Here is a 25,097-nt window from a genome sequence, read left to right as displayed (position 1 = left end):
AAGTAAAGTTTCAGAGGCTTTTGGATATTATTTCATAAACCCCTGTTATTTTATTAAAACTTTTGGTTAAGCTGTTAGTGGTATTAAAAACATCTTCAAGTGAAAAAGTTCCATTAAGAAATCCTTTTTTGTTAGCTTGAAATTTTTCCCATGTTGCCATTACATTACCAAGTTCTTCTTCGATTTCAGTTGTATTATAGCTATTGATTAATAAATCTCCAATAACCGAATCAAACTCATCAAAAATTTTATTCATTACATTTTTGTGCTCGTTTTTTTGATCAGGAAACATTAAAGAAGCTGTATAGTATAAGCAAAGTCTCTGTGATAACATTCGTTGCTTACCAGAGACATTAATTGTATTTGCAAGATCTTGATTTTTATTTTTAAAGAATTGATTATTGTATTTAGAACTTGTCTCTATGCTTAAAACTAGTTCATGAGATTTGCTTAGTAATGATGTATTTAACTTCATAACCTCTTCTGAGTTCATATAATTAGGAGGGGAACTTATAACTCCTTTAAACTTCACCCATGACTTTTTTACATCTTTTATAGAGAGCTTGATTGCTGAACTAGGCGCATTTTTACTTAATATATCTAATTGTTTTTCAAAAATAAACTTACTCGAATTAAGTTCCTTTTTGATTTCTTCGCTATCAATTCCTTTAGAGATCAATAAAAATGCTTTAGACATTTTTTGTGATAACATTCGTTGTTTTCCTGATATGTTTATGGCCTTATTGTAGCTAATTGATCCATAATCTTGAGATTGAGAGAATGAATTAGAGGTAATTAATAATATCGTAAAAATAGAAATGAATAGGGTTTTTGGTTTTTTGAGTAAATATTTTAATGTCATATAGAATGATTTAGGTTTTAATATTTTTTAAGTAAATATACTTATTTTTTAATTCCTGTCAAATAATTATTTTTTTATTATTCATGAGGGTTTAGAAGGAGTAATCTGCTAGTGCTTATTTAAGACTTGTTTAACGGAAAAACCATGTTAAAAGTGGAAAAAGACCTTATTTTATTGATAGTTATGCTATTGTTTTGGTAATGAGTATTAATCGATTTATAATTTTTTTCGACTCAAATTATCGAATACTCAATTTGTGATACCGAATATTTTGTAATAGATAATAATGAGTCAAATACGTATTTTTTGTTATGTAAATTAAGTAATAATACTTAGTTTTGAATAATCCTATTTAATAAAATTCTCAAAACACAGAATTATGAAAAAAGTACATTTTAAAATTATAATAATTATTACCACTATGGCATTAATGTCTTGTGGGGGAGAAAAGAAAAAGGAAATAGCTTCAAGTGATTCTTCTGTAGAAGAATCATCAAAATTGCTTATAGAAAAGCCTCAATTGACTTTTGGTTTTATAAAATTAACCGATATGGCACCTCTTGCTATTGCAAAAGAAAAAGGTTTTTTTGAAGATGAAGGTTTATTTGTTTCTGTTGAAGCACAATCTAACTGGAAAAATGTATTAGACCGAGTGATCGATGGTCAATTGGATGGCTCTCATATGTTAGCGGGACAACCAATAGCAGCTGGTGCAGGATTTGGAAGGCAAGCTGAGTTGGTAACTCCATTTTCTATGGATTTAAATGGAAATGGTATTACTGTTTCTAATGATGTTTGGTCAAAAATGAAGCCTAATGTTCCTGTCGGAGAAGATGGTAAACCGATTCATCCGATATCGGCAACCGCTCTTAAACCAGTAATTGATTCTTATAAAGATGAAGGAAAAGCTTTTAAGATGGGAATGGTGTTTCCTGTATCAACTCATAATTATGAAATTAGATACTGGCTCGCGGCAGCCGGAATTAATCCAGGGATGTATTCTAAAGAAAATATACAAGGACAAATTGATGCTGAAGTGTTATTGTCTGTAACTCCACCACCACAAATGCCAGCTACACTTGAAGCAGGAACAATTTATGGATATTGTGTAGGTGAGCCTTGGAATCAACAAGCTGTTTTTAAAGGGATTGGTGTGCCTGTAACTACAAATTATGACATCTGGAAAAACAATCCGGAAAAAGTGTTTGTGATGACTAAGAAATTTATTGAGAAATACCCTAATACGGCTGTAGCAGTTACAAAAGCATTAATTAGAGCGGGAAAATGGCTGGATGCTCCTGGTAATCGTAAAGAAGCTGTTAAGATTTTATCTATGCCCGGATATGTAGGTGCAGATGAAGTAGTATTGGCTAATTCAATGACTGGTACATTTGAATTTGAGAAAGGTGATAAAAGAGAAATGCCAGATTTTAATGTATTCTATCGCTATGATGCAACATATCCTTTCTATTCTGATGGAATTTGGTTCTTGACTCAGATGAGAAGATGGGGGCAAATCCCAGAAAGTAAACCAGTAGAATGGTATGAGAAAACAATCAAAGATATTTACCGACCAGATATATGGAAAAAAGCTGCTAACCTATTAGTGTCAGAAGGGCATTTAGAAGCATCAGAATTGCCAGAAACAGATGGTTATAAACCAGCAACGACAGATTTTATTGATGGTAAAAAGTTTGATGCCAAAGATCCTATAGGGTATATAAACAGTTTTAATATAGGAAATAAAGAAAGTGAAGAAGGTGTTTCGAACATCGAATAATGAAATGATGCGTCACTAAAATATCAAATATAGCAATCGATCATTAAGTATCATATATAAACTTAATGGTTGATTGTTAGAAAATTTAAAAATATAAAAACGACAACAGATGAAAGATAGATCAATCCATGTCCTAAATTTTGTGGGATTAGGTTTTTTTGAACCAGCAATTAGATTGGCGACAGGTGAAGAAGTACAGAAAAATTTGGTCATATTGTTTAAGAAAGTGTTTTTGCCAATCTTATCGGTGGGATTATTTTTGATCGTGTGGCATTCTGGAGCAACGTATTTGTATAATATAGAAAAGGATGCACGTATAGAAAAGGCTCTCGTAGATAGAGGAGAAGCAGCGGCTAATGAAATGAGAGTATGTATCGAATCAGGAGATGTTAGTTGTCAGCCTAATACATTACCATCACCAACTCAGGTATGGACAGCTTATAAATCATTATTAGCAGATCATAGAATTATTGCAGAAAAGAAATCTGCTTTTGCTGATAAGGTCGCAGCTACTAATGAAAAAAGAGAAGCGCAAGGTCTCGATGCTATTAAATATACTGGTAGGCCATCATTTGTAGACCAGATTTTCACAAGTTTGAAAACCGTTTTTGCTGGATTTTTATTAGCTTTTTTTATAGCAGTTCCTATTGGGATTATGTTAGGATTAAGTGAGACATTAAGGTCTTCAGTGAATTGGTTGATACAGATTTTTAAACCTGTTTCTCCAGTGGTGTGGTTACTCTTGGTTTTCATGATCGTAAAAACGTTAACAAAAAACTCAGATACAGACAGCTCATTTATTATTTCATTTATTAGTGTAGGACTTTGTTCTATGTGGGCGACATTGGTAAATACCAGTATGGGGGTTTCGTCGGTGGATAAAGACTATATTAATGTTGCTAAGGTTCTTCAGCTTAGTGTTGGTCAAAAAGTATTTAAAATCATTTTACCATCTTCTTTTCCATTAATTTTTACTGGATTGCGAATTACATTATCTGTAGCTTGGATGGTGTTAATTGCTATAGAATTATTAGCACAAAGCCCGGGATTAGGATCATTTGTTTGGGAAGAGTTTCAGAATGGAGCAAACGATTCAAATTCTAAAATCATAGTAGCGATGTTCGTAATAGGTGTCATAGGATTCTTATTAGATAGAATTATGCTTACGATACAAAAATTCGTAACATTTACAGAAGAAACTGCTTAAGAAAAAAATATGGCATACATAGAATTAAGAAATGTATCAAAATCTTTTGGTACCGGAAAAAACAAGACACAGGTATTGTCTAATATCAATCTCGAAATCGAAGAAGGTGAGTTTGTGGCAATTGTCGGATTTACAGGAAGTGGAAAAACAACATTAATTAACATTATTTCCGGATTAATCATGCCAGATGAAGGTGAAGTGCTGTTTAAAGGTGAGCCTGTAACAGGACCTAGTCATGAACGTGGAGTGATTTTTCAGAATTATTCATTATTGCCTTGGCTTAATGTCAAAAATAATGTTGGTATGGCTGTAAAAGAAGCGTTTAAAAAAATGTCAAGAAAAGATAGGACTAAGCGTGTCGAAGAATATGTAGAGATGGTAAGCCTGTCTCCTGCAATTCATAAATTACCAAAAGAACTATCCGGGGGAATGCGTCAAAGGGTTTCGGTAACCAGAGCATTATCGATGAGTCCAGATGTGATCCTTATGGATGAACCTCTTAGTGCACTAGATGCTCTTACAAGGGGAAATCTACAGCAGGAAATCCTAAAAATTTGGAATAAAGATAAGAAGACAGCTTTGTTGATTACTAATGATGTAGATGAAGGAATTTTGATGGCTGATCGAATTATACCTCTTAAACCAGGGCCTAAGGCTACATTGGGACCAGAATATAAGGTTAATTTAGAACGCCCAAGGGATAAAACCGCATTAAATCATAATGAGGAGTATAAAAAATTGCGTAATAGTATTATGGAGTACTTGATACAAATAGGAGAACAACGTAACTCTAAAAAAGAGAATAATTATGTGTTACCCGATATCAAGCCTAGAATCAAACCAATACCTTTCAGAGGATTAATTTTTAATTAAAACACAACATATATGAAAGAAATACTGGAAAAACCTGTGATAAGAAGAACTGATAATGGGTTGTTTGAGGATAAATATATGATGGATATTTCTCAACTCACAAAAATCTATCCAACACCTAATGGAGATTATGTCGTCTTAGACGATTTGGATTTGAAAATTAAACATGAGGAATTCGTTTCTATAATAGGTCATTCAGGATGTGGTAAATCTACATTGCTCACTATGATTGCAGGACTTAATCCTATTTCCAGAGGTACAATTGTTGTGAATAATCAAACTATAAAAGGACCAGGTCCAGATAGAGGAGTGATTTTTCAATCTCCAAGTCTTTTACCTTGGATGACTGCTTATGAGAATGTAATGCTTGGTGTAAAGCAGGTTTTTTCGCATGGTACAAAAAGAGATAGAGATGATATTGTAAAGTACTATTTGGCAAAAGTTGGACTTGAAGATGCAATGTATAAAAAGGCAAAAGAACTCTCACAGGGTATGCAACAACGTGTAGGTATTGCAAGAGCATTTGCAATAAAGCCAAAGGTTTTGTTGTTGGATGAGCCTTTCGGGATGTTGGATTCTTTAACAAGAGGAGAGTTGCAAGATGTATTGATCGAAGTTTGGAATCAGGAAAAGATTACAGCTATTATGATTACTCATGATGTTGATGAATCTATATTCTTGGCAGATAGAGTGATTATGATGACTAGTGGTCCAAGGGCAAAAGTGGGTGATATTCTGGAAATAGATTTTGAAAGACCACGACTTAGAAAAAATGTATTAGACCATCCTGACTACTATAAATATAGAGAACATCTTATTAATTTTTTAGAACATTAATATGTATGGGTTTGAAATTTTTTGCAAATGAGTAATTACGATATTTGAAATATATAAACCTTATTATTTTGTTTCTTTTAAATTGTATCCTTAGTACTTATGAATATCATAATAATAGATAGTATTACGTAATTATAAGCCCTTCTAAATTTTTATTTTAAGTATTTGTACTTAGTTTTGATTTGAATTTGTTCATTTAATGCCTTTGATACGAAAAAATCAAAGAATCAAAACTAAGTAATCATGAATATCGAGAATAAGTCTACTACATTACAACTGTTAAATTTTAAAAGTCTACCGATCCGAACGTTTTGGATCACTTCAATTGCATTTTTTCTATGTTTCTTTGCATGGTTTGGTATTGTGCCATTTATGCCTGATGTAGTTAGAGATTTAGGATTGACTCCTGATCAAAAATGGAATTCTATAATTGTAGCCGTTTCTGGAACAGTGTTTGCCAGATTATTGATTGGTAAATTATGTGATAAATATGGTCCTCGAATTTGTTATACATGGCTGCTAACTTTGGGTGCTATACCGGTGATCTTACTTGGTTTTGTACAAACGCCTATACAATTTATTGTTTGTAGATTGTTTATAGGTTTTATTGGTGCTTCGTTTGTGATTACACAATTTCATACTTCTATAATGTTTGCACCAAATATTGTTGGTACAGCTAATGCTACATCGGCTGGATGGGGTAATTTGGGTGGTGGAGCTAATCGCTTGGGGATGCCTTTAATTGCAGCAGCTGTTGTGAGCTTTGGGATAGCAGAAACAGAGGCATGGAGGTATAGTATGATTGTTGCAGGAGTGGTATGTTTTTTAATGGGGATTGTGTATTTTTTCTTTACAAAAGATACGCCTAATGGTAACTATAAGGAGTTAAAGGCAAAAGGAGAAATACTACAGTCCAAAAAGGATGAAGTTCGTTTTTTGGAAGCAATAAAAGATTACCGAGTTTGGTTGCTTTTTTTGGTGTATGCTGCTTGTTTTGGGATGGAGTTAACAGTGTACGGTACTATGGATGATTATCTTCAAAATACATTTCAATTAGAAAGAATTACAGCAGGTAACTTAGTGATGTCGTTTGCACTAATGAATATTTTTGCCAGAACTTTAGGTGGTTTCTTCGGTGATAAGTTTGGTAAATTAAAAGGTTTGAAGGGAAGAGTTATATTTTTAGCAATTATTTTGGGAGTTGAAGGGCTTATGTTATCTTTGTTTTCGGGTATGACAGGACTGACCTTTGGGATTGTTTTTCTGGTTGGTTTTAGCTTGACAGTTCAAATGGCCGAGGGAGCTACTTTTTCAGTTGTTCCTTTTATTAATAAAAAAGCTATAGGTTCTATTTCTGGTATTGTAGGTGCTGGTGGAAATGTAGGTGCTTTTGTTGCTGCACTGGTGTTAAAGTCAAAATCTGCTTTTGCAGAAAAAGTTGCAATAGCAGAAAACCAAGATCTCGGAGTTGATGCTGTGAACGCAGCACAAGCGTTAGCTTCATCAGAGGCGGTTTCGAGTGGGTATTTTATTATAGGAATTTTTGTTGTGTTTACTGCTGTTATGACACTTGCAATTAAATTCTCAACAGAAGATGAAAAAGAAGTGCAAAAGGAAATGAAAAATATTCCTGCGTACAATTAAAGTATAAAAATTTAGTGTTGAAACCTTAAAGAATAAGTAGCTTTAAGTGTTTCTTGTGTTGCCGGTCACAGTTTGTTTGTGACCGGTTTTTTTGTTTGATATATTTAGAGTTAATTGTGATCAAATCACTGTAATTCTTACATAAGAATATTATCTTGTTAATAACCTAACAAAAGGTTTTAACTTCAGTTTTAAATAGCTATTGTATCCTTCCTTTTTGAAATTAAAAACTGCTTCTAATGAATGGCTTTTCGTTAGTTTATTAATGCTTTATAATAATTACAAAATTTGTTTTGTCCTTAACAGAGTTGAAAATACGGTTATAGTTTTTAAGTTTGTTTTGTTTTGATTGTGTATTGTAGTTAACTTTTTTATTCATAGTTTACAAGAATCTCTTTCTTAACTACAGGTTTTTTAAGTAATGGAATAATGATAATTATAAGGATAATTGGAATTATGATATAAATCCATTTAGGGATAGGAAATGGATCACCTTTTGCATAAGAATGTAATCCTGATAGATAGTAATTTACTCCAAAAAAGGTCATAATAAGGCTACTTAATGCTAGCAGACTACAAACATTATATATATATAGATAATTTTTAGGAATAATAATTCTGATGTGTAGTACAAACGAATATATGATTATACTTATTAAAGCCCAGGTTTCTTTAGGATCCCAACCCCAATATCTTCCCCAGGATTCGTTAGCCCAGACTCCTCCTAAGAAAGTTCCGATTGTAAGCAAGTATAAACCAATTGTGCTAGTAAGTTGATTGGTATTGGTTAATTCTTGAATTGTATTTTCTGTTTCTTGTTTATGTATTAACGTGCTAATACACATTATGAGCAAGGTAATTAATGAAAGTAAAGATCCTAATGCAAGAAACCCATAACTGGCTGTTATCACCGCTACGTGAATTAAAAGCCAATAAGATTTTAGAACAGGAACCAAGTTTGTAATTTCAGGGTTCATTAGACTACCATGTGCTATTCCAAGTAAGCATATTGCTAATATTGCTGCTGCTGCAGGAGTAAATGAGTTGTTTTTTGAAAAAATAAAACCTGCTAACATTCCTATCCAAGCAATAAAAATACTAGCTTCATACCCGTTACTCCACGGAGCATGACCTGATATATACCATCTTAATCCAATTCCAAGTGCATGTAAGATGAATACACTTATTAATAAAAAGATGACTACTTTAATAATTTTTTGGATTGTTGATTTATGTTTTTTTAATATTCTTACAAAACACAATAGCATCAGTATACTGCCAAAGCAAGTATATCCTATAAGAGACCATAAAAAGATATGATTTTTGTTGAACCAAATTTCTGTATTTACCTTTTTTTCGGATAGTAAAATAGCTTTTCCATTTTTTTGCTGAAAACTTTTTATCAGTTCGATGACTTCATTTGCTTTTTGCCAATTTCCTTTTTCAATTCCTAAATCCAGGTAAGAAAAATAAGTAGGAATTATTTTACTAATAAAATTTTTATCGTCTTTGTTAAATTCAATTTCAGAAGCTACAGGGGAATACCAGGTTAAGTCTGGATCATCTATTTTTGGAAAAATTTTTAAGAATTGACCATTAAAAATACTCCAAACAATATTTAGTCTTTCGTCTATTTTAATGATATCCTTATCAAATATTGTTCTTTTTCCGGGAGGTTTAGCATAGGCAGAAGAAACTAATGATTTCAATTTATATATTCCTTTGAAATCAAAAAATTGCGAAGCACTAACATGTCCGGACGGATTGATTTTTATTAAATCTTTTAAAGCAGGGATCGCTTTTTTTTCAATTTTAATAAAATCTAATAACTGCCAGGAATCTGGTTTATATTGCATTCCGATGAACACTTGTATGGGGGTCAATTGCTTTTTTTGATTTTCTTTATCAACATAGATAAAACTATTTTTTCCATGTATTTTTCTTATTAATTCTAGGGCTAATGTGCTGATAGGTTTGATTCGACCTTGAAAATCCTGAACCTGGATCGCTGCAAATTTTTCAGAATGCTGGATATCAATATATTGTCTATTGACAAGCTCATATGGTTTTAGCCTATGCAATTGTTGTCCCTGTAGAGTGTTTAATGTTGCTAAAATTAAACTTATGATGCTATATATAATGGTTTTTTTCAACGTAGTAGTTTTAGTGTTAATCCGAAATGAGAATTTTTCCAGAATAGACTTAATAACATACCAAAGGCTAATAAACTATATCCTATATAGGTAATAAATGTTCCCCAATAATCACGATTTACAGAAAGGATAGTACCACTTTCGTCGGGTAAATATGCAGATTGAAAAAATCTATAACCTTTATAATTCAAAACGTTATTCATAAATATTGAATAATTCAACAACTTGTTTTTTTCTTGAATTTCTATATCGCTATAAAATGCTGATGGACTATTTGATCCCGGATAACGTTCTAGCTTGAAATCTTTTAAAAAAATTGAAAAAGGAAGTTTAATGGGTTTGGCACCATATCTTAGCTTTAGATGAATACCATTAATGAAAAAAGTATTGAAGGGGTTCATATAACCGGGACCACCAAATAATGTAATTTCTTTATGGTCGGCTCCAGATGTTGCAGAAATAATAATAGCAGCCTCAGGATTCTTTATTTTTGAGTTTTTTTCCTTGGAAACAATGATTCGAACTTTGTTTTCGACTATTTCATTAAATACAACGGGAGTGTTGTTTATCTGGCTGAGTGCTTTAAATTGAATAGGAGTAAGTTGATCTTTTGGGTAAGAATCGATTTTATTAGTCAACATGGAAAAATAATCGGTAACCTCTGGAAAAGAGGCGTGCCAAATTTCATTTTTTTTGGTAACGAGAATATCAGTTTTGAGTTTGTTTTGTGTATTAAAGGCAATAGATATTCCATAAATGGTTTCACGAGTTCCCTCCTGGATATAAAAATCTTTTCTATTTTCGTTTTCAGCAATTACAATATGTAAATAGGTATGCCCAGAGATTGTGTCTTTCAGTTCATATTTGGCTCTGGGAATATATTTTTTTAATTTGAGTTCGATTTTTTTTCCGTCAAGATCAACGCTTTCTATTATATTGTTAAAGCCTAATTCGCTCATTAGTATTGGTTTGCTGATGTGGTTTTTATTTATAGTACCATTACCGGCAATTATCTGAAGATAATTATCAATAGAGATCATTCTGTCATTAGATTCTCCTTCTTTGATGGTAATTAATGCCTCATAACCTCTATAACGAGTAATTCCGGCTCCCAAGATGATGATTATAAAAGCAAGATGAAATAGTAATATTGGAGCTTTTTGTACACTAAAAAGATTATATTTTGTGATATTACCTATAAAATTGATTACCAATAGAAGCAATAATATTTCGAACCATTTAGCATGATATACCAAAGCTTTTGCAGTTTCTGTGTTATAATCGTTTTCTAGAAAAGTAGCTATAGCCATTGATATTGCGAATATGAGTAGTAATAACCCACTAAATCGACTAGAAAAAAGAGTATTTAATATGTATTTCAATTAATTCGTAATTAGTTGTTAATTGTGCATTCCTGTTTGTACCCATTTCTTGATGAGTTCAATATTGCAGCTATCTATTTTGACACCTTTTTTATAAGGCATGGCGATATAACCTGTGGCATGGGTAATAGACCCAATAAGAACTCCAGACTCCCCCATTTTTTTTAGACTTTCGTAGTCAAATATTTTATTTCTGGAAGCTTTTGTTTTATAAACATCCTGGGCATGACATAAAAAACAATCTGTTTCTATAATAGTTTTGATCTGTTTTGTATAAGTGACTTTTTCTGGAATCTGGCAAGAAACTTTTTCTTTACAAGAGTTTAGAATCGATATAGTTAAAAAAAGATAAAGAAAAATGACTTTTTTTGAGTTCATAATAACATGCTTTTATTCTGAATTGGTATACTTGGTTTTCATTTTTAACCATTCATCTTCACTAAGAGGTAAATGCTTTTTTTTCGAAGAAAAAGGATCTTTTCCTCCTTTCAGATAATTTTGTATTTCTTGTAGTGGAATAGTATCTTCTATTTTTTCTGCTAATTTGTATAGGTGATTACCATGAAAGTCATGACATTGTAAACAGGTATTCCACTGTTTATTAGAGATAAGAGTACTGTGAGGAACATCTATAGGGTCATTTTTGACTTCTAAATCGTAGTGGCAATTGATACAAAAGTTAGCCTCGGCAAGAACAACTCTTGTGTCATTGTGCTCTCTATGGCAAGTTTCGCATTGTGTGGCGTCAATATTGGCAATGGCATCTTTGAATTTGGGTTCTAGAAACCGATGCGTTGGGTGTCTGTCATTTGGACGATCATGGCATGCTATACATTTCTTATTATCAACATTTTGTGTTCCAAAATCAACTTTAGTTTTTCTGGTGCCAAAAGTGTAAGCCATATTGGACTGTAACTGCTGAATTAAATTCCCTTTAGCATCAGTATGGCAAGCACTGCAGGATAAACCTTCGTGACCAGTATTAAGAGGTCCTAAACTTAGAAAATCTTCTGTCTGCTTTAAAGGGAGAATTATATATGCAACAATTGTAACTGTAATTCCAATTAGTGTACCTATGTATTGTCTTTTCCGTAATGGGTTTCTGTTAAGCATGTGTTTGTCTAATCGTTAATAAAACTTATGCTTACATTATTTGATCTAGGAAAACTTATACAAGTAAGTATATGTCCTTCTGCTACTTCTTCTTCTGAAAGAAAATGACCATCTATCATTTTTACTGAACCAGATATACATTTTGCTTTGCAACTATTACACATCCCTGATCTACATGAATAAGGTAGCATAATATTATTGGACATTGCAGCTTGCAATATTGTTTTATCTCCTTTGACATCAAGTGTATGTTTGTTGTTATCATGATATATCGTTACAGAGCTTTCTAGTTTTTTTGCATCACTTGATGTAATGAGAGTAGTGCTGAAAGCTTCTAGTTTGATTTTGTCTCTGGTAATTCCTTTTTCTAAAAGAATTTCTTTAGCTTTATCCATAAACCCATGAGGTCCGCACATCATATATTTACCATCTTCATATGTTGTATGATGTTTTTTTAAGATACTATCGACAAGCTCTTTGTTTAATAAGTCTTGGTGATAATTAGGCTTGTCTGAATTCTTTTTTTCCAGGATATGTTCTACGACAAAGGAATTAGGGTGTTTCTTTTCTAAGTTTTCAATTGCTTTTTTGAAAATAGTAGATTCCTCATTTCTATTGGAGTAAATTAGAATTATTTTTGATAAAGGTTCTTTTTCTAACACTGTTTTAATAATAGAAAAAATTGGAGTTATTCCGCTACCTGCAGCAAATAGTATGTAGTTGAATTGAGTATTTTTGTTTGGGATTACATAAAAACTACCAGCAGGTTTTTCTACTTCTATTTTTTGCCCTGGTTTTAGTATATCACAGATATAATTAGAGACCAGACCTTTTTCAACTTTTTTCACAGTAATTTTTAAAAAATTATCTGTTACAGGGCTGCTGCTAAATGAGTAAGCTCTTTTTTCAATTTTGTTTTTAATGGGGATTTTTACGGTAAGAAATTGACCGGCCTTGTATTTTATTTTATTAAAAAAAAGATTGTTTTTTAATATTACGCTTACAGCATCTTTTGTTTCCGGTATTATATCTTTAACAGTTAATAACATGTGATTTATTTTTTATTTATAATAAAAGACTACACCTATATGAAAAAGGACTAAAAAAGTAATGAAGAACGAAAGTGCTACATGTGTTATCATCCAAGATTGAAATACCCAGTTTTTTGTACTTTTTATAATATCTAAATTAATAGTTCCTAGTATCATATTGATGAAAAATATATAGGATAAAAGAGCTAAATAACCGTATCCAAATTCCATAGCGTGGAGATAGAAAAAAATAGGAGATAAGATACCGATCCACTTATGAATGTATGTGAATTGTATCGCATACATTCTTAGTTTTTTTGATATTCTTGTAAACGTAAGTATCCATTGAAACAGTATGAATGCGCTAACAAATGCTCCAGACCATCGCTTATAATTTTCATTAAGCTGTAAGTCATATAATATAGTCCATCTAATATTAAGAATGTATTGCAGTATATATGCTAAGAATAGTATACTGCCAATAAGTACAAAGCTCCCTGTTTTTTTCACTTTTGTTGAATTCGTTAATTAGAGACTAGATATTGGCTCTTTCTCTTGTTAGAGTCTACTAATAATTTTTCAAAACTTTTATATGAAGTTAATTTTCTAACACTATCAATGAATACCTCAGCAGTTGGAAGATAAAATCCTTTAGAAGGCCACTTATCTCCTATAGATGGTTTTGTACTATCTATTTTAAAACCCGCTATTTCATCAAGATATGCTGTGTATATTGCTTTTGTTCCGTTTCGATATGCTTTAATAACATCAATTGCTTCTTTATATGAGAGAGAATCTGAAGGATATTGCCAGGTGGTTGCACCCATTACATCTCCAAGTTTCCAATCAGTCTTTGTCGTGTTTTTATGTTCATTATGACAATTTACACAAGGAGCAGCAACTGCTAAATCTGCAAACATGGATGTATATAGTTTTTGATCTTCCTCAAAAAAATGTTGAGGCTCTTTGTCAGTTTTTATTTTTTCAAAGAGTTCTGCTTGTTTTCCTGTGAACTTATTTGATGCATTGATAGGAAAATCTGATCCTAAATAGAGACCTAAGGGAACTGCACTTTTTCTTATGTCTGATGATATTCCTCTTAAAAATAAAGCGGGAAGAGGACCAGCTTCTATTTCGTCATCTTGCCAGTCTTCATCAAATTTTAATCCTTGTTTTTTACCTGCTCCAACAATCCCTTTGGTGTATAATGTTCTAGTAATATCATTTTCTTCTGCTATTAGAGTCAAAATTTCTGAAACAGCAAATACTTTATTAGATTGGGTAGTTGAAGATTTTTCTTCTGGAACACCGCCACATGATTGAATGAATACAATGCTATTTATTGCCAAAAGAAAAACCAAATTTTTAATACCGTAACGATTCATACATTTGTTTTTTTAGATGAGTGTTTTTATTATTTTGTAGCTATAAAGAGAGTTGTGTTAAACAACTTCTCCATATGCAGCTGTTTTCATTACTGAAGCCATTACGGTATAAGTATCAGTCCAAGCTTCTTTTACTTCTGGAGTAAAATCTTCTCCAAGTCCTATGGATAAGGTTTCTAGTAATGCAGCACCAACAGTATCATAGTGAGAGGCTTCTACATTATAGCTAACATGGTTTTTTCCTAAGTTCTCTAGTATTGGGATTAGTTTATCTAGATTAGTTAAGCCTGCAACAGCCGAAGCAAGCATAGTCATTAGTTTATTGCCTTGTCCCTTCATAGCTTCAGGATTTGCGGTAGGAAATAACTTTTCTAACTCAGAATCCAATTCAAAAAGCTTATCATAAAATATTTTTGCAGCTGTCTCTGCTATTGGGGCAATTTTTTCAAAAGAGGACTGTACTAATTCAATTGTTCTTTTTTCCATAATTACATTGTTTACAATTTTAAAATAAATACTTAAGTATTAATACTTAATTTTGATCAAATATATCTGAACTAAACATAAATAACAAATATGAAATATTCAATAAAAGTTGATTTTTTATATGTTTTGTCTTCTTTTTGGTTTAATTTTTGATGATTTTTATGGTTTTTTAGTAAAAAATATGATAATAGTTTAAATTCTTGTTTCTTAATTTTCGATAATCGTAAAAATCAAGTTTTTAAAATTTTGTAATATCCTTAGAATCATTTATTTGAAATATGTTTTCTCTAAATTAGATACTAAATAAAACATAATCTGGTTTTCTGAAATGCCTATGTAATATGATGTTTTCTTATTATTTTATATTTAATATTTTTGAGTTAGGCTACCTTTTTATTTTTGATTTTTCTTTTTTTTGCACTTCTTTTATCAATTTCATAATTAATTTGTCTTTCATCTATTTCGCTGTTATTTATAATTATTTTTACGTAATTATACGTAATTTTGATTTTCAATAGAAACTAGATAAAACTCTTTATGTCCGTATTCAAATCATATAAAACAACGTGTTCATATTGTGGTGTGGGCTGTGGAATTATTGCTAAAAAAGATCCTAAGGGTGCAATCACGGTAGAAGGAGACCCAGATCATCCTGTAAATCGTGGAATGTTATGTTCAAAAGGAATGAATCTGCATCATGTGGTACAGGATAAGAGTGATCGAATCTTGTATCCAGAAATGAGATGGAGTAAAGGGCATGAGCGTCAACGGGTATCTTGGGATCAAGCTTTAGATAGAGCAACCTCAGTCTTTGATACAATAATTAAAAAATATGGACCAGATAGCGTTGGTTTTTATGTGTCAGGGCAATGTCTTACAGAAGAGTATTATCTGGTTAATAAGCTAACAAAAGGTTTTATAGGAACCAATAATATTGATACAAACTCTAGATTGTGCATGAGCTCTGCTGTAGTTGGGTATAAACAGGCACTTGGTGAAGATAGTGTTCCTATTTCTTATGAGGATATAGAATTGGCGGATTGTTTTATGATTGCTGGCGCTAATCCTGCTTGGTGTCACCCTATACTGTTTAGGAGAATCGAAGCACATAAAGAAAGAAAACCTAATACTAAAATTATTGTAGTTGACCCCCGCAAAACACCATCTTGTGATATTGCCGATTTACATTTGCAGATTTTTCCCGGTACAGATGTGATATTGTATAATGCTATTGCTAAGCGATTGATTGATAGAAAAAAAATCGATAAGCAGTTTATAACAAATCATACAGACGATTTCGAAAAACTTAAAACAACTTTACAATCAGTTTCATTAAGTGATTCTGCTAAAGCTTGTGGAGTAACCGTTGCAGATATAAAAAAAGCAGCTACATATATTGCTGATGCAAAAGGGTTTATTACACTTTGGGCTATGGGACTTAATCAAAGTTCTATTGGAGTGAATAAAAATAATGCGTTGTTAAATTTGTCTTTGTTAACAGGTCATATAGGAAAACCGGGATCAGGACCATTTTCATTAACTGGGCAGCCAAATGCAATGGGGGGTAGAGAAGTTGGAGGTATGGCGAATCTTTTGGCAGCGCATAGAGATTTAGGTAACGATGAGCATAGGAGAGAGGTGGCGAATTTCTGGGGAGGTAAAGAAATATCTCCAAAACCAGGGTATACTGCTACCGAAATGTTTGATGCTTTAGAAAATGGTAAGTTAAAGGCAGTTTGGATTATATGTACAAATCCATTGGTGAGTTTACCTAATTCTAATAAAGTAGAAAAGGCCTTACAAAACGCAAAATTTGTAGTAGTTCAGGATATATCACATCGTGCTGAGACTTTAGAATTTGCAGACTTAGTACTTCCTGCAGCAGGATGGGCAGAGAAAGAAGGTACGATGACGAATAGCGAACGACGTATAACGTATCTCAATAAAGTGGTGGATCCCCCTGGAGAAGCTCTACCTGATGTCGAAATCTTATGGAAATTTGCACAGCGAATGGGATATAAAGGATTTGATTATACTTCGGCAGAAGAAGTATATAAAGAACATTGTAGATTAACAAAGGGAACCTCTATTGATGTATCAGGTCTTTCTTACAGCCGTCTTAAGATGGAAGGAAGTTTTCAGTGGCCAGTGCCAGAATCTAATCATTCGGGTACACCAAGATTATTCGAGGATAAAAAGTTTTATACAGATACAGGTAATGCTAAGTTTATTGTTCCAAAATTTAATAAACCCACTTCAGAACTTCTTACAGAAAAACACCCTTTAATTCTCACAACAGGAAGGGTGAGAGATCAATGGCATACTCGCACAAAAACGGGTAAAGTAAATAAGTTGATTACACATATTCCAGATCCGTATTTGGAGATTAATCAAGTAGATGCCTTTTTAAGAAAATTAAAGGATGGTGATATTGCTGTGGTAGAGAGTAGAAGAGGTAAAGTACAGGTAAAAGTAAAAGTGTCTGATAACATAGGAAAAGGAGTGGTTTTTCTTCCTATGCATTGGGGAAAGGTGATGGGTAACGATTATGGCAGAGCAAATAACCTTACTACAGATATCTTAGATCCAATTTCTAAAGAACCAGATTTTAAATATTCTGCGGTGCAGGTTTCTAAATTTGTGAAATCAAAACAAAAGATTTGTATTATAGGAGCTGGTACAGCCGCGTATCGTTTTATACAGACATATAGAGAGTATAATACCGAAGATGAGATTGTAGTGTTTTCAAAGGAGCCTTATCCGTTTTATAATCGGGTGTTGCTTCCTGAGTATGTTAGTGAAGAATTAAAATGGGAGCAATTGCAGAAAATGCGAGAAGGAAGCATGGAATCTCTAAATGTGAACTTGTATACTAGTAATCCCGTTGCAGAAATTAATAGAGAAGATAAATTTATCATAGATAGCAAAGGAGATAAACATGATTACGATGTTATTTTAATGGCAACCGGTAGTCGTGCATTTGTTCCTAAAGAAGTACCTGTTCATTTGCCAGGGAGATTTACAATGCGGGACAGAGGGGATGCTGATAAATTAAAAACATATCTTAATGAAACTGGCCTGCCAGAAAACGAACAACATGTAGCAATAGTAGGAGGAGGGCTGTTAGGGTTAGAACTTGCAGCTGCATTACGTAAAAAACAAGTTAAAATAACTATTGTACAAAGAGGAAACCGATTAATGGAGCGTCAATTAGATATTGTAGCGAGTCGTTTATTAGCAGAGGATGTTCTCGAGAAAGGGATTCAGATTCATTTTGATAATGAAGTGGATACTGTATTTAATCAAGAAGGAGGAGATCTTTTGGTAAACTTAAAATCAGGAAAATCATTTAGTTGTAATGCGGTGGTATATTCAATTGGTACAATTCCTAATATTGACTTGGTAAAGAAAACAAATGTGGATTGTCGTCGCGGAATTCTTGTAAATCAGTATTTACAATCTAGTGATCCCAATATATTTGCTGTGGGTGAAATAGCAGAATTTGAAGGTGATTTATATGGTATCACAGCTGCTGCAGAACAACAGGCGGATATCGTTGCGAAGTATTTATTGGGAGATTATAGTGCAATTTACAGAGGATCTGTATTTATGAATATCCTTAAGTTTGAAGATCTTGATCTATGCAGTATTGGTAGTGTTGATATACCAAAAAATGATTCATCCTTTGAGGAGGTTATTTTGATGGATGTTCGAAAGCGTTTTTATAAAAAATGTATTGTAAAGGATGATCGATTAGTTGGAGCTATATTAATGGGAGATAAGAGTGAATTTGCTGATTTTAAGAATCTTATTGAAGGGAAGATCGAATTATCAGAGAAACGGGAAGAATTATTAAGATCCGCTACATCTAATGAACCCGTGATTGGTAAACTCATTTGTTCTTGTAGTCAAGTTGGAGAAGGTAATTTAGAAGAGGCGATTAAGTCTGGATGTGAAGATTTCTCAGAATTGTGCACTAAAACTGGAGCAGGTCTGGGATGTGGTAGTTGTAAACCCGAAGTTAAAGAGGTGTTGAATTCTGTCTTACAATTAGCATAGTGTTAAAGTGTTTTTTGAAGATTTAAAACTGAATAAAAATGAATAAAGAACAGTCTTTGCAAAGAATTGATGTAAAAGGAGGTGTGCTATCTCCTATAGAGTTACAGCGTATTATAAGCTATGCACAAAATCTTGGATTGGAAACATTTCATTTTGGGTCTAGACAAGATATTATTTTTCCGTTGCAGGATGGCAATGGAGATTTAATTACCGAAAAAGAATCTTTTGACCCCTCTTTTTTTACTTCTGAAATACAGCAAAATATAAGCTGTTCTTACGTTTCAATAGATATTTTTAATGCTACAGTATGGTTAAGAGGAACGACCTATTTATATATTTTAGAAAATTTTAGATATAAACCAGAATTGAAAATAAATATTACAGATCCTAAACAACAAATTGTACCTTTATTTTCTGGAGATCTTAATTTTATTGCATCTTCACATGAAGATTATTGGTATTTGTTTCTAAAATTACCAGGCTGGGAAGAGGAATATTATCCTGTGCTAATTTATACTTGGGATATTGCAAAAGTGGCAGAAGCGATTGAGAACGCCTATAAAAAGGTAGGAGATGTTAATGAGCTTTTTTTGTTTTTAAATGAAAATTTGGATACTAATAATAGAGTTATAGAGAAACCGCTTCGAGTTGCTTTTAATCCTTTTCCTTACTATGAAGGAATGAATAAAATGGGGATTAACCAATACTGGTTAGGATTGTATTGGAGAAATAATCAATATGATTTAGAATTTCTTAAAACACTATGTGATTTTTGTGTAGAACATAGAATCGGAAAAATCTGCTTAACACCATGGAAATCATTTATTATTAAAGCGATTCCCAAGGAGAGTAAATTAGCATTAGAAAAGCTATTAGGACAGTCTGGAATAAATGTTCGACATTCTTCGTTAGAATTAAATTGGCATCTGCCAGTTAATGATAAAAAAGCTTTAGATCTAAAAAAATCTTTAGTGATGAATTTTGATCAGAATGATATCAGTACGTATGGATTGACATTTGGAGTTACTGCCAGTAAAAATAGAAACCGGTATTTTACTTCAATAATGATAGAAGAAAATAAAATATCTCAACCTATAGAGGATTTTGTAGTACGACCGACTTATAATGTCTTGTATGCAAGGAATTTTAATCCGAATTCAAGAATGTATAAAGTATATGCTCAGGATATTGATCAGATGGATTTACCTAGACTACTAATTGAATTAACTAAAACTTATTTTCAGAACCTTGGAACAGAGGAGGATGAACAATCTCAAAATTTTATAGCCAAAAGAGAGAGTATTGAAATAGAAGTGTATCAATGTAAAGATTGTAAAACCATTTATGATCCCTCAGTGGGAGATGTAACTTTAGAAATTCAGGCTGGTATCGATTTTCATGATTTACCAAAAACTTATTCTTGCTCCCTATGTGAGGCTACTAAGGATAATTTTGAAAAAATAATTTTAGAAGTTGTCTAAATATTTTTTCAAATTAATACATTCCGGTTAAAAAAACAGGGGTAAAAAAAGTACTCTTCTATCTCTATTGGTATGTAATCAAAACTTTTTAGGGCTTATTATTAGTTGATATGATGTTTTTTTCTATTCACTCATTGGAAAAAAAAGAATTTTCCTAATACTCAATTAGCAAATACTCAATTTGGATAATCTAAATTTCATCAAAATGTAAATTTTTAATGTATACCCTATATTTTATGGGGTGTATTTTTAATTTTTAACTAATTATATATAGATTTGACTTGTTTTTATAGGGTTTAATTTGGTTTAAACAAGTTTTTTTTAAATTACACCCTGTAAAAATAAGGGTATTATGTTTTTTAATAAAAAAGTAAAGAAAATATTTTAACATGTAGTGTTAGATATTATTAATCACTAAAATTTATGCTTATGAATTTAGAAGAAGTAATTATGGCCTCGATTGCAGAGTTTTTGGATGTAGAAGTACATAGGGATACAGAAACCTTAGATTTAGCTTCAAAAATAGAAATTGTTCAAAAAAGGATGATGGACAAAACAAAGAATAGTCCATACCCTTCTTTCAATGATGGGAGATCCAAAGAGTATGAATACGAAATGTTTTTTAGCAGTAACCCTAATGACATGATCAAAATTGATGGATGGGTACCAATAGAAACAGAAAAAATAGGTAAAGCTGATAAAATATTAGAATATATAGAAATAGGTCTTTTGCGAAAAATTGAAGTTAGTTATAGCTAACAAACATTAGTTATATTGATTTAACTAAGTTTGAAGAAAAGCTTTTTTTGCCCCAGGTTTACTTACGTTTTGTGTCTGATTAAAATCAGTCATATGTTTTAAATTAACCGATTATAATATTTAGAGAATATTATGATCGGTTTTTTTATTTGATTCTCTTGAAACAAAAAATATTCTACCAATGAAAATCTCTCCCCTCGATTTTTATATGTTCAGAAACAAAAGTGTCGACAAAAGTACTTTTAGAAGAAAATTGCTTGTGTCTGAATTGAATTCTAAGCGTATCCTTATCGAGTTTTAAGATTTTGAAAAACTTATAATTCTTATCAATGTGCATGATATCCGGAAGCTGATCGCTAGTTAATTTTATGTATGGATTTCCTTTTTTATCCTTAGTGATCTCCCAATTTCCTAATAAAGTTAGACCACAATCTTGATGATCGCCATTATTATCCCTAAACATCATATCTGGAGAATAAGTAGCTCTATATGAAAGAAAACAACCTCTCATGTTCATGCGAGTACCATTATTATATCTCCATGCTAATTTCCAGGTTTTTCCTGTTTCTCCTGCCAATAAGGATATGGCATTGTCTGGAAGGATGTATGGCTTTTTTGAAGATTTTGTGCAAGATGTAAAGCTAAGTACCACAATGAGAATAACTAGTGATGACGAATATATTTGCATAATACATATTTTGATTTCTATAATATCAAAAATCATACCCATAGTTTATAAAGGATAAATTGTTAATACTTCTGTGCAAAAGTATTCGACATACTTTCTGTTTTACATATGTTTTAAACTTACTTTTACTTACAAATTCTACCAGTCTTGTTAGGATGTATTTATAAAAATTAAGATTAGATAGATTACCATATGACAGAATATGTACTTTTAACAGATGAGCAAAGTTATTTTGTAGAATATCTTATTGGTGAGCTTGTTTTGTCTACTAGTATAAGTGAAGCAATGAAATTTGATGATGAACATATCGCTTTAAGATTTAAGCAAATGCTTCATAACTCGTGTAAGTTAACAACTAGCGTAAATACTTACATAGGATAATACATGATTTTAAAATTTGTATTCTTTTCTCATCCTCCTATAAGTCGTAAAACATAATCTAGTTCTGGATCTCTACCCGATATTAGATCTTCTACGGTTAGAATTATATGTTTATCTGGAGGTACACCAGATCCTTTAGGGATGGTTTTATCTTTAACATAGTGATTAACTTTTTCCATAGACATGGACATAAGTATTTTGGAGTTTGGGAATTCATAGAAAACAGGAAATTCAGCATTAAAGAAATAATAACCTCCACCATTTTCTTCTCCTATCAATAGCATATCGGGATCATTTTTTACATTTAGTGTAAACGTTGAGCCTGCAGCAAAAGTTGCTCCTCCTGACAATACATAAACTTTCCCTTTAAAACGATTTTTATCAGGTACCATAACAGCTTCCATATCATCAAATGCGAGCTTCCAACCATCATATATAGGGTGATTATTAAATTTATCTTTTAAAAATTCTTTTTCATTAAGAAATGTTTGTGTTATGTATTTTCGTTCAGGGATAGAAAGAGAAGTAACATATTCACTAGTAACTTGCTTAAAGATACTTTTTGTGATAAAAGAATATAAATGAACTGCGCTAGATCTGAAACCTCCATTATTTTGACGAACATCGATAATAAGATGACGAATCTTTTTCTTATTGATTTCTTTGAAAATTTTTGTCAACTTCGATTTAAATATTCTTGTATCACCTTCAAAAGTATTTACGACTAAAATTGCTGTATTAAGTTTTTCCTTATAATAAACAAAAGGATCTTTATTACTGATGTATGTATTAAAAAAATCAAAGTCATTTTCTTTGTTATGATATTTGGCAAAGTATGAATTACGCTTGGTATTTCTTAATCTAACTTTTGCAAAAGATTCTGCTGGGAGGGAGAGTGTCTTATTTATTCCATTGGGTTCTGTATAGTTGATATTAAATTGTTTTTCTATACCATATTCGTAGGCAAAATACAAGCCAAATTTTAATTCAATATCTCTATATTTTTTAGTTAAATTATATCCATCACTGGCAACATACTTTTTCATTCTTTCTAAAACTTCAGAAATCTCTTTGCCATTAATCTCATGAATTTTTGAGCCAACCGGAATTCCAAAATCCTCTGTATCAGTGTAAAATTCGGTGTTTATTATTTTCAAAATTAAAGGAAAATAATATTGATCTGTTTTTATTGTATTTGGAGCATATAATATAAGATGCCCATCTTTGATCTTATCCGTAATGTTTAACATTTTTTTATACAGATCTATATCAGAATTTTTAGAACCAAGTGATTCTTTGGTGTCTTTAAAAATATAATTCAGAGAATCCTCATCAATAAATTCATATAAGGTTGGGTGTCCTTTTTTCAAGATGCTTTCAAAAATCTTAAAATCTTCCTTAACTCCTAAAGAGTCAACATGTCTTTGGGCAGATACTACATAAGAAAATATATAAAAAAGCACAAAAAACTGTGTTTTCTTCATTTGATAATTTTGAAAAATGATTCTTTACTTAATTAACTTCTTTAGATTGGTAATTGTTGCAATCTTTTTGTTTTCCCAGATGTAAAAGTAATAAAATTGTATGTTGAATTGATTGATAGATGTTGTTAAAAAAAAGAGCACGCTATAGCGTGCTCTTTTAAAGAAGTTTATTTAGACTTATTTTGCTAGTTCAATTTTCGCAATTGTTTTTTAATTTTTTTAATTGCCGATTCTATTGACTTTTCGGGTTCTATCACGTTATACTCTCCCCAGAATTGCGGATCAGAAAACCCAGAAGCTTCATCACTAATCACCACAGATGATTTTAACCTATCTTTTGGTTTAAGTGTTTCGTTGTCAATATTCTTTTTCCAATCGGTAATCGCCATTTCAACATTTAACCTATAATTTGAATTAAATAATTTCTTTTTCCAATTTATTTTTACCGCAAGATCAATTCTGCCGTATCCATAATACCATTTACCATTCTTTTGTCGATAATCAATGTTATAAGTGGCTTCTGTAAAATATACTTTGGCTCTATTAGGTTTTTTACGAACAAACATTTTACTAACTTCTTCTTTGTTTTCTGTATTCAGGCTAAAAATAGCCTTTGTCATAGCCAAGGTTTCTGCATCTATATATAGTTTGCCAAAGTATAAAGGTTCTTCGATTGAAGGAAGCTGTTTGAATTTTAGTACGTAAATGTATCGATCATTAATTTTGGTCGATTTATCAAAACTAAAATCATAGAATTTTAGCATCTCTTCGGTAAATATGTTTTCAGGATTTTTCATTACGTCTATGTACAGTGTACTAGTCGGTCCTCCTTGTAGTTTTAACGTTAGTGTGTCTAGTTTTTTGTAGTCAGCACTTTTTCTAGCCTTAAACAGCTTAATAATGTCCGTTTTTTTTGATTCGTACGGGTTTTTATAGATATCAACTACAGCTTCAGAAAGAGAAACATAAGTTCTTCTTTTCTTAATTGTTTCTCGATAAAAAGCGGTCATTATTGTATTATCATTAATATAGTTGACTCCTTTTCGTTTTATAACTTCACGTATAAGGGCTTTAGGATCTCTTGGATCAATGGTAACTTCTGATAGCTCTGTTACTGATAAGCTCAGTTTTATTTTTAATTCCTGACCTTTAAATTCTGATAGTGAAACTATTTTGTCTACGTAACCAAGATGTGAAATAGTAATTTTACCATCAGCCATATTCTTAGGAACTTTTAATAAAAACTCTCCTTCATCATTTGTAACGGTAGAAATATTAGTTTCATTTACAGTTATAGAAGCAGATATAAGAGGTGTATTATTTTCTTTATCTACAGCTACTCCTTTGTATTCATTATAATTTACTGAATTTTGAGAATCGATATCTTGATAATATGTAAATGAGTGCATATGTGTTGAATATCCGATAATCAATAAAACAAACAGTATAAGAGCCTGATGCTTTTTGTAAAATAAAATATTTTTCATAGCTA

The 25,097-nt window shown here is 31.6% G+C and carries 20 protein-coding genes; 8 read left to right on the top strand and 12 right to left on the bottom strand.

The window, feature by feature from the left end; translation table 11 throughout:
- Nucleotides 1–10: 10 nt before the first annotated feature.
- Complete coding sequence (locus PQF96_RS01745; protein ID WP_143916062.1) at nt 11–862, bottom strand: type IV pili methyl-accepting chemotaxis transducer N-terminal domain-containing protein; 852 nt, start codon at nt 860–862, stop codon at nt 11–13.
- Nucleotides 863–1,241: 379 nt separating this feature from the next.
- Between PQF96_RS01745 and PQF96_RS01740 the strand changes: the two genes are divergently transcribed.
- The 5 genes from PQF96_RS01740 (at nt 1,242) to PQF96_RS01720 (ending at nt 7,203) form a co-directional block, all read left to right on the top strand.
- Entirely contained in the window at nt 1,242–2,642 is a 1,401-nt protein-coding gene (locus PQF96_RS01740; RefSeq protein WP_109436474.1) for a CmpA/NrtA family ABC transporter substrate-binding protein, read from the top strand.
- Nucleotides 2,643–2,751: 109 nt separating this feature from the next.
- The gene (locus PQF96_RS01735; RefSeq protein WP_143916063.1) at nt 2,752–3,849 is read left to right on the top strand and encodes an ABC transporter permease; all 1,098 of its coding nucleotides are present in this window, start codon (nt 2,752–2,754) and stop codon (nt 3,847–3,849) included.
- A gap of 9 nt (nt 3,850–3,858) precedes the next feature.
- On the top strand, nt 3,859–4,722 hold the full coding sequence (locus PQF96_RS01730; protein WP_143916064.1) for an ABC transporter ATP-binding protein: 864 nt from the start codon (nt 3,859–3,861) through the stop codon (nt 4,720–4,722).
- Between the two features lie 12 nt (nt 4,723–4,734).
- Entirely contained in the window at nt 4,735–5,559 is an 825-nt protein-coding gene (locus PQF96_RS01725; RefSeq protein ID WP_109436477.1) for an ABC transporter ATP-binding protein, read from the top strand.
- 243 nt (nt 5,560–5,802) lie between these two features.
- Nucleotides 5,803–7,203 carry an MFS transporter gene (locus tag PQF96_RS01720; protein ID WP_109436478.1) on the top strand — a complete coding sequence of 467 codons (1,401 nt, stop codon included), beginning with the start codon at nt 5,803–5,805 and terminating at the stop codon, nt 7,201–7,203.
- 371 nt (nt 7,204–7,574) lie between these two features.
- Here the strand turns inward: PQF96_RS01720 and PQF96_RS01715 are convergent, their stop codons facing one another.
- The 8 genes from PQF96_RS01715 to PQF96_RS01680 are packed head-to-tail and all read right to left on the bottom strand — an operon-like array spanning nt 7,575 to nt 14,753.
- Nucleotides 7,575–9,356 (bottom strand): cytochrome c biogenesis protein, encoded by a 1,782-nt coding sequence (locus PQF96_RS01715; protein ID WP_271764886.1) that lies wholly within the window; start codon nt 9,354–9,356, stop codon nt 7,575–7,577.
- Complete coding sequence (locus PQF96_RS01710; RefSeq protein ID WP_271764885.1) at nt 9,353–10,738, bottom strand: cytochrome c biogenesis protein ResB; 1,386 nt, start codon at nt 10,736–10,738, stop codon at nt 9,353–9,355. Before PQF96_RS01710 ends, PQF96_RS01715 begins: the two co-directional genes overlap by 4 nt.
- Before the next feature lie 18 nt (nt 10,739–10,756).
- Entirely contained in the window at nt 10,757–11,116 is a 360-nt protein-coding gene (locus PQF96_RS01705; RefSeq protein WP_271764884.1) for a hypothetical protein, read from the bottom strand.
- 12 nt (nt 11,117–11,128) lie between these two features.
- Nucleotides 11,129–11,851, bottom strand: coding sequence for a cytochrome c3 family protein (locus PQF96_RS01700; protein ID WP_271764883.1), 723 nt, complete (start codon nt 11,849–11,851; stop codon nt 11,129–11,131).
- Between the two features lie 8 nt (nt 11,852–11,859).
- A complete protein-coding gene (locus tag PQF96_RS01695) occupies nt 11,860–12,900 on the bottom strand; it encodes a ferredoxin--NADP reductase (protein ID WP_271764882.1) in 1,041 nt (346 codons plus the stop codon).
- A 12-nt stretch (nt 12,901–12,912) separates the two neighbouring features.
- On the bottom strand, nt 12,913–13,392 hold the full coding sequence (locus PQF96_RS01690) for a hypothetical protein (RefSeq protein WP_109436484.1): 480 nt from the start codon (nt 13,390–13,392) through the stop codon (nt 12,913–12,915).
- A gap of 14 nt (nt 13,393–13,406) precedes the next feature.
- Complete coding sequence (locus PQF96_RS01685) at nt 13,407–14,267, bottom strand: c-type heme family protein (protein ID WP_271764881.1); 861 nt, start codon at nt 14,265–14,267, stop codon at nt 13,407–13,409.
- Nucleotides 14,268–14,324: 57 nt separating this feature from the next.
- Nucleotides 14,325–14,753, bottom strand: a complete 429-nt coding sequence (locus tag PQF96_RS01680; protein WP_109436486.1) for a globin family protein — start codon at nt 14,751–14,753, stop codon at nt 14,325–14,327.
- 537 nt (nt 14,754–15,290) lie between these two features.
- On the opposite strand from PQF96_RS01680, the gene PQF96_RS01675 reads away from it, so the two are divergent.
- The 3 genes from PQF96_RS01675 to PQF96_RS01665 all read left to right on the top strand — a co-directional run bounded on the left by PQF96_RS01675 (nt 15,291) and on the right by PQF96_RS01665 (nt 21,052).
- On the top strand, nt 15,291–18,812 hold the full coding sequence (locus tag PQF96_RS01675) for a nitrate reductase (RefSeq protein WP_271764880.1): 3,522 nt from the start codon (nt 15,291–15,293) through the stop codon (nt 18,810–18,812).
- A 38-nt stretch (nt 18,813–18,850) separates the two neighbouring features.
- On the top strand, nt 18,851–20,293 hold the full coding sequence (locus tag PQF96_RS01670) for a rubredoxin (protein WP_271764879.1): 1,443 nt from the start codon (nt 18,851–18,853) through the stop codon (nt 20,291–20,293).
- A 429-nt stretch (nt 20,294–20,722) separates the two neighbouring features.
- Nucleotides 20,723–21,052, top strand: a complete 330-nt coding sequence (locus tag PQF96_RS01665; RefSeq protein WP_109436489.1) for a hypothetical protein — start codon at nt 20,723–20,725, stop codon at nt 21,050–21,052.
- Nucleotides 21,053–21,227: 175 nt separating this feature from the next.
- Here the strand turns inward: PQF96_RS01665 and PQF96_RS01660 are convergent, their stop codons facing one another.
- The 3 genes from PQF96_RS01660 to PQF96_RS01650 all read right to left on the bottom strand — a co-directional run bounded on the left by PQF96_RS01660 (nt 21,228) and on the right by PQF96_RS01650 (nt 25,092).
- On the bottom strand, nt 21,228–21,740 hold the full coding sequence (locus tag PQF96_RS01660; protein WP_160114182.1) for a lipocalin family protein: 513 nt from the start codon (nt 21,738–21,740) through the stop codon (nt 21,228–21,230).
- A 410-nt stretch (nt 21,741–22,150) separates the two neighbouring features.
- A complete protein-coding gene (locus PQF96_RS01655; protein ID WP_271764878.1) occupies nt 22,151–23,605 on the bottom strand; it encodes a S41 family peptidase in 1,455 nt (484 codons plus the stop codon).
- A gap of 185 nt (nt 23,606–23,790) precedes the next feature.
- The gene (locus PQF96_RS01650) at nt 23,791–25,092 is read right to left on the bottom strand and encodes a carboxypeptidase-like regulatory domain-containing protein (protein WP_271764877.1); all 1,302 of its coding nucleotides are present in this window, start codon (nt 25,090–25,092) and stop codon (nt 23,791–23,793) included.
- Nucleotides 25,093–25,097 lie beyond the last annotated feature (5 nt).

The organism is Aquimarina algiphila, assembly GCF_947494415.1.
GTDB lineage: Bacteria > Bacteroidota > Bacteroidia > Flavobacteriales > Flavobacteriaceae > Aquimarina > Aquimarina algiphila.
Note: the sequence above shows the minus strand (reverse complement) of the source record. Positions and strands in the feature narration are given on the sequence as shown.

Coding starts and splice junctions, on each gene's coding strand:
- PQF96_RS01675 (WP_271764880.1), top strand. CDS start 15,291: ATGTCCGTATTCAAATCATATAAAACAACGTGTTCATATTGTGGTGTG.
- PQF96_RS01680 (WP_109436486.1), bottom strand. CDS start 14,753: ATGGAAAAAAGAACAATTGAATTAGTACAGTCCTCTTTTGAAAAAATT.
- PQF96_RS01665 (WP_109436489.1), top strand. CDS start 20,723: ATGAATTTAGAAGAAGTAATTATGGCCTCGATTGCAGAGTTTTTGGAT.
- PQF96_RS01720 (WP_109436478.1), top strand. CDS start 5,803: ATGAATATCGAGAATAAGTCTACTACATTACAACTGTTAAATTTTAAA.
- PQF96_RS01660 (WP_160114182.1), bottom strand. CDS start 21,740: ATGCAAATATATTCGTCATCACTAGTTATTCTCATTGTGGTACTTAGC.
- PQF96_RS01745 (WP_143916062.1), bottom strand. CDS start 862: ATGACATTAAAATATTTACTCAAAAAACCAAAAACCCTATTCATTTCT.
- PQF96_RS01700 (WP_271764883.1), bottom strand. CDS start 11,851: ATGCTTAACAGAAACCCATTACGGAAAAGACAATACATAGGTACACTA.
- PQF96_RS01725 (WP_109436477.1), top strand. CDS start 4,735: ATGAAAGAAATACTGGAAAAACCTGTGATAAGAAGAACTGATAATGGG.
- PQF96_RS01730 (WP_143916064.1), top strand. CDS start 3,859: ATGGCATACATAGAATTAAGAAATGTATCAAAATCTTTTGGTACCGGA.
- PQF96_RS01685 (WP_271764881.1), bottom strand. CDS start 14,267: ATGAATCGTTACGGTATTAAAAATTTGGTTTTTCTTTTGGCAATAAAT.
- PQF96_RS01735 (WP_143916063.1), top strand. CDS start 2,752: ATGAAAGATAGATCAATCCATGTCCTAAATTTTGTGGGATTAGGTTTT.
- PQF96_RS01695 (WP_271764882.1), bottom strand. CDS start 12,900: ATGTTATTAACTGTTAAAGATATAATACCGGAAACAAAAGATGCTGTA.
- PQF96_RS01705 (WP_271764884.1), bottom strand. CDS start 11,116: ATGAACTCAAAAAAAGTCATTTTTCTTTATCTTTTTTTAACTATATCG.
- PQF96_RS01670 (WP_271764879.1), top strand. CDS start 18,851: ATGAATAAAGAACAGTCTTTGCAAAGAATTGATGTAAAAGGAGGTGTG.
- PQF96_RS01655 (WP_271764878.1), bottom strand. CDS start 23,605: ATGAAGAAAACACAGTTTTTTGTGCTTTTTTATATATTTTCTTATGTA.
- PQF96_RS01650 (WP_271764877.1), bottom strand. CDS start 25,092: ATGAAAAATATTTTATTTTACAAAAAGCATCAGGCTCTTATACTGTTT.
- PQF96_RS01740 (WP_109436474.1), top strand. CDS start 1,242: ATGAAAAAAGTACATTTTAAAATTATAATAATTATTACCACTATGGCA.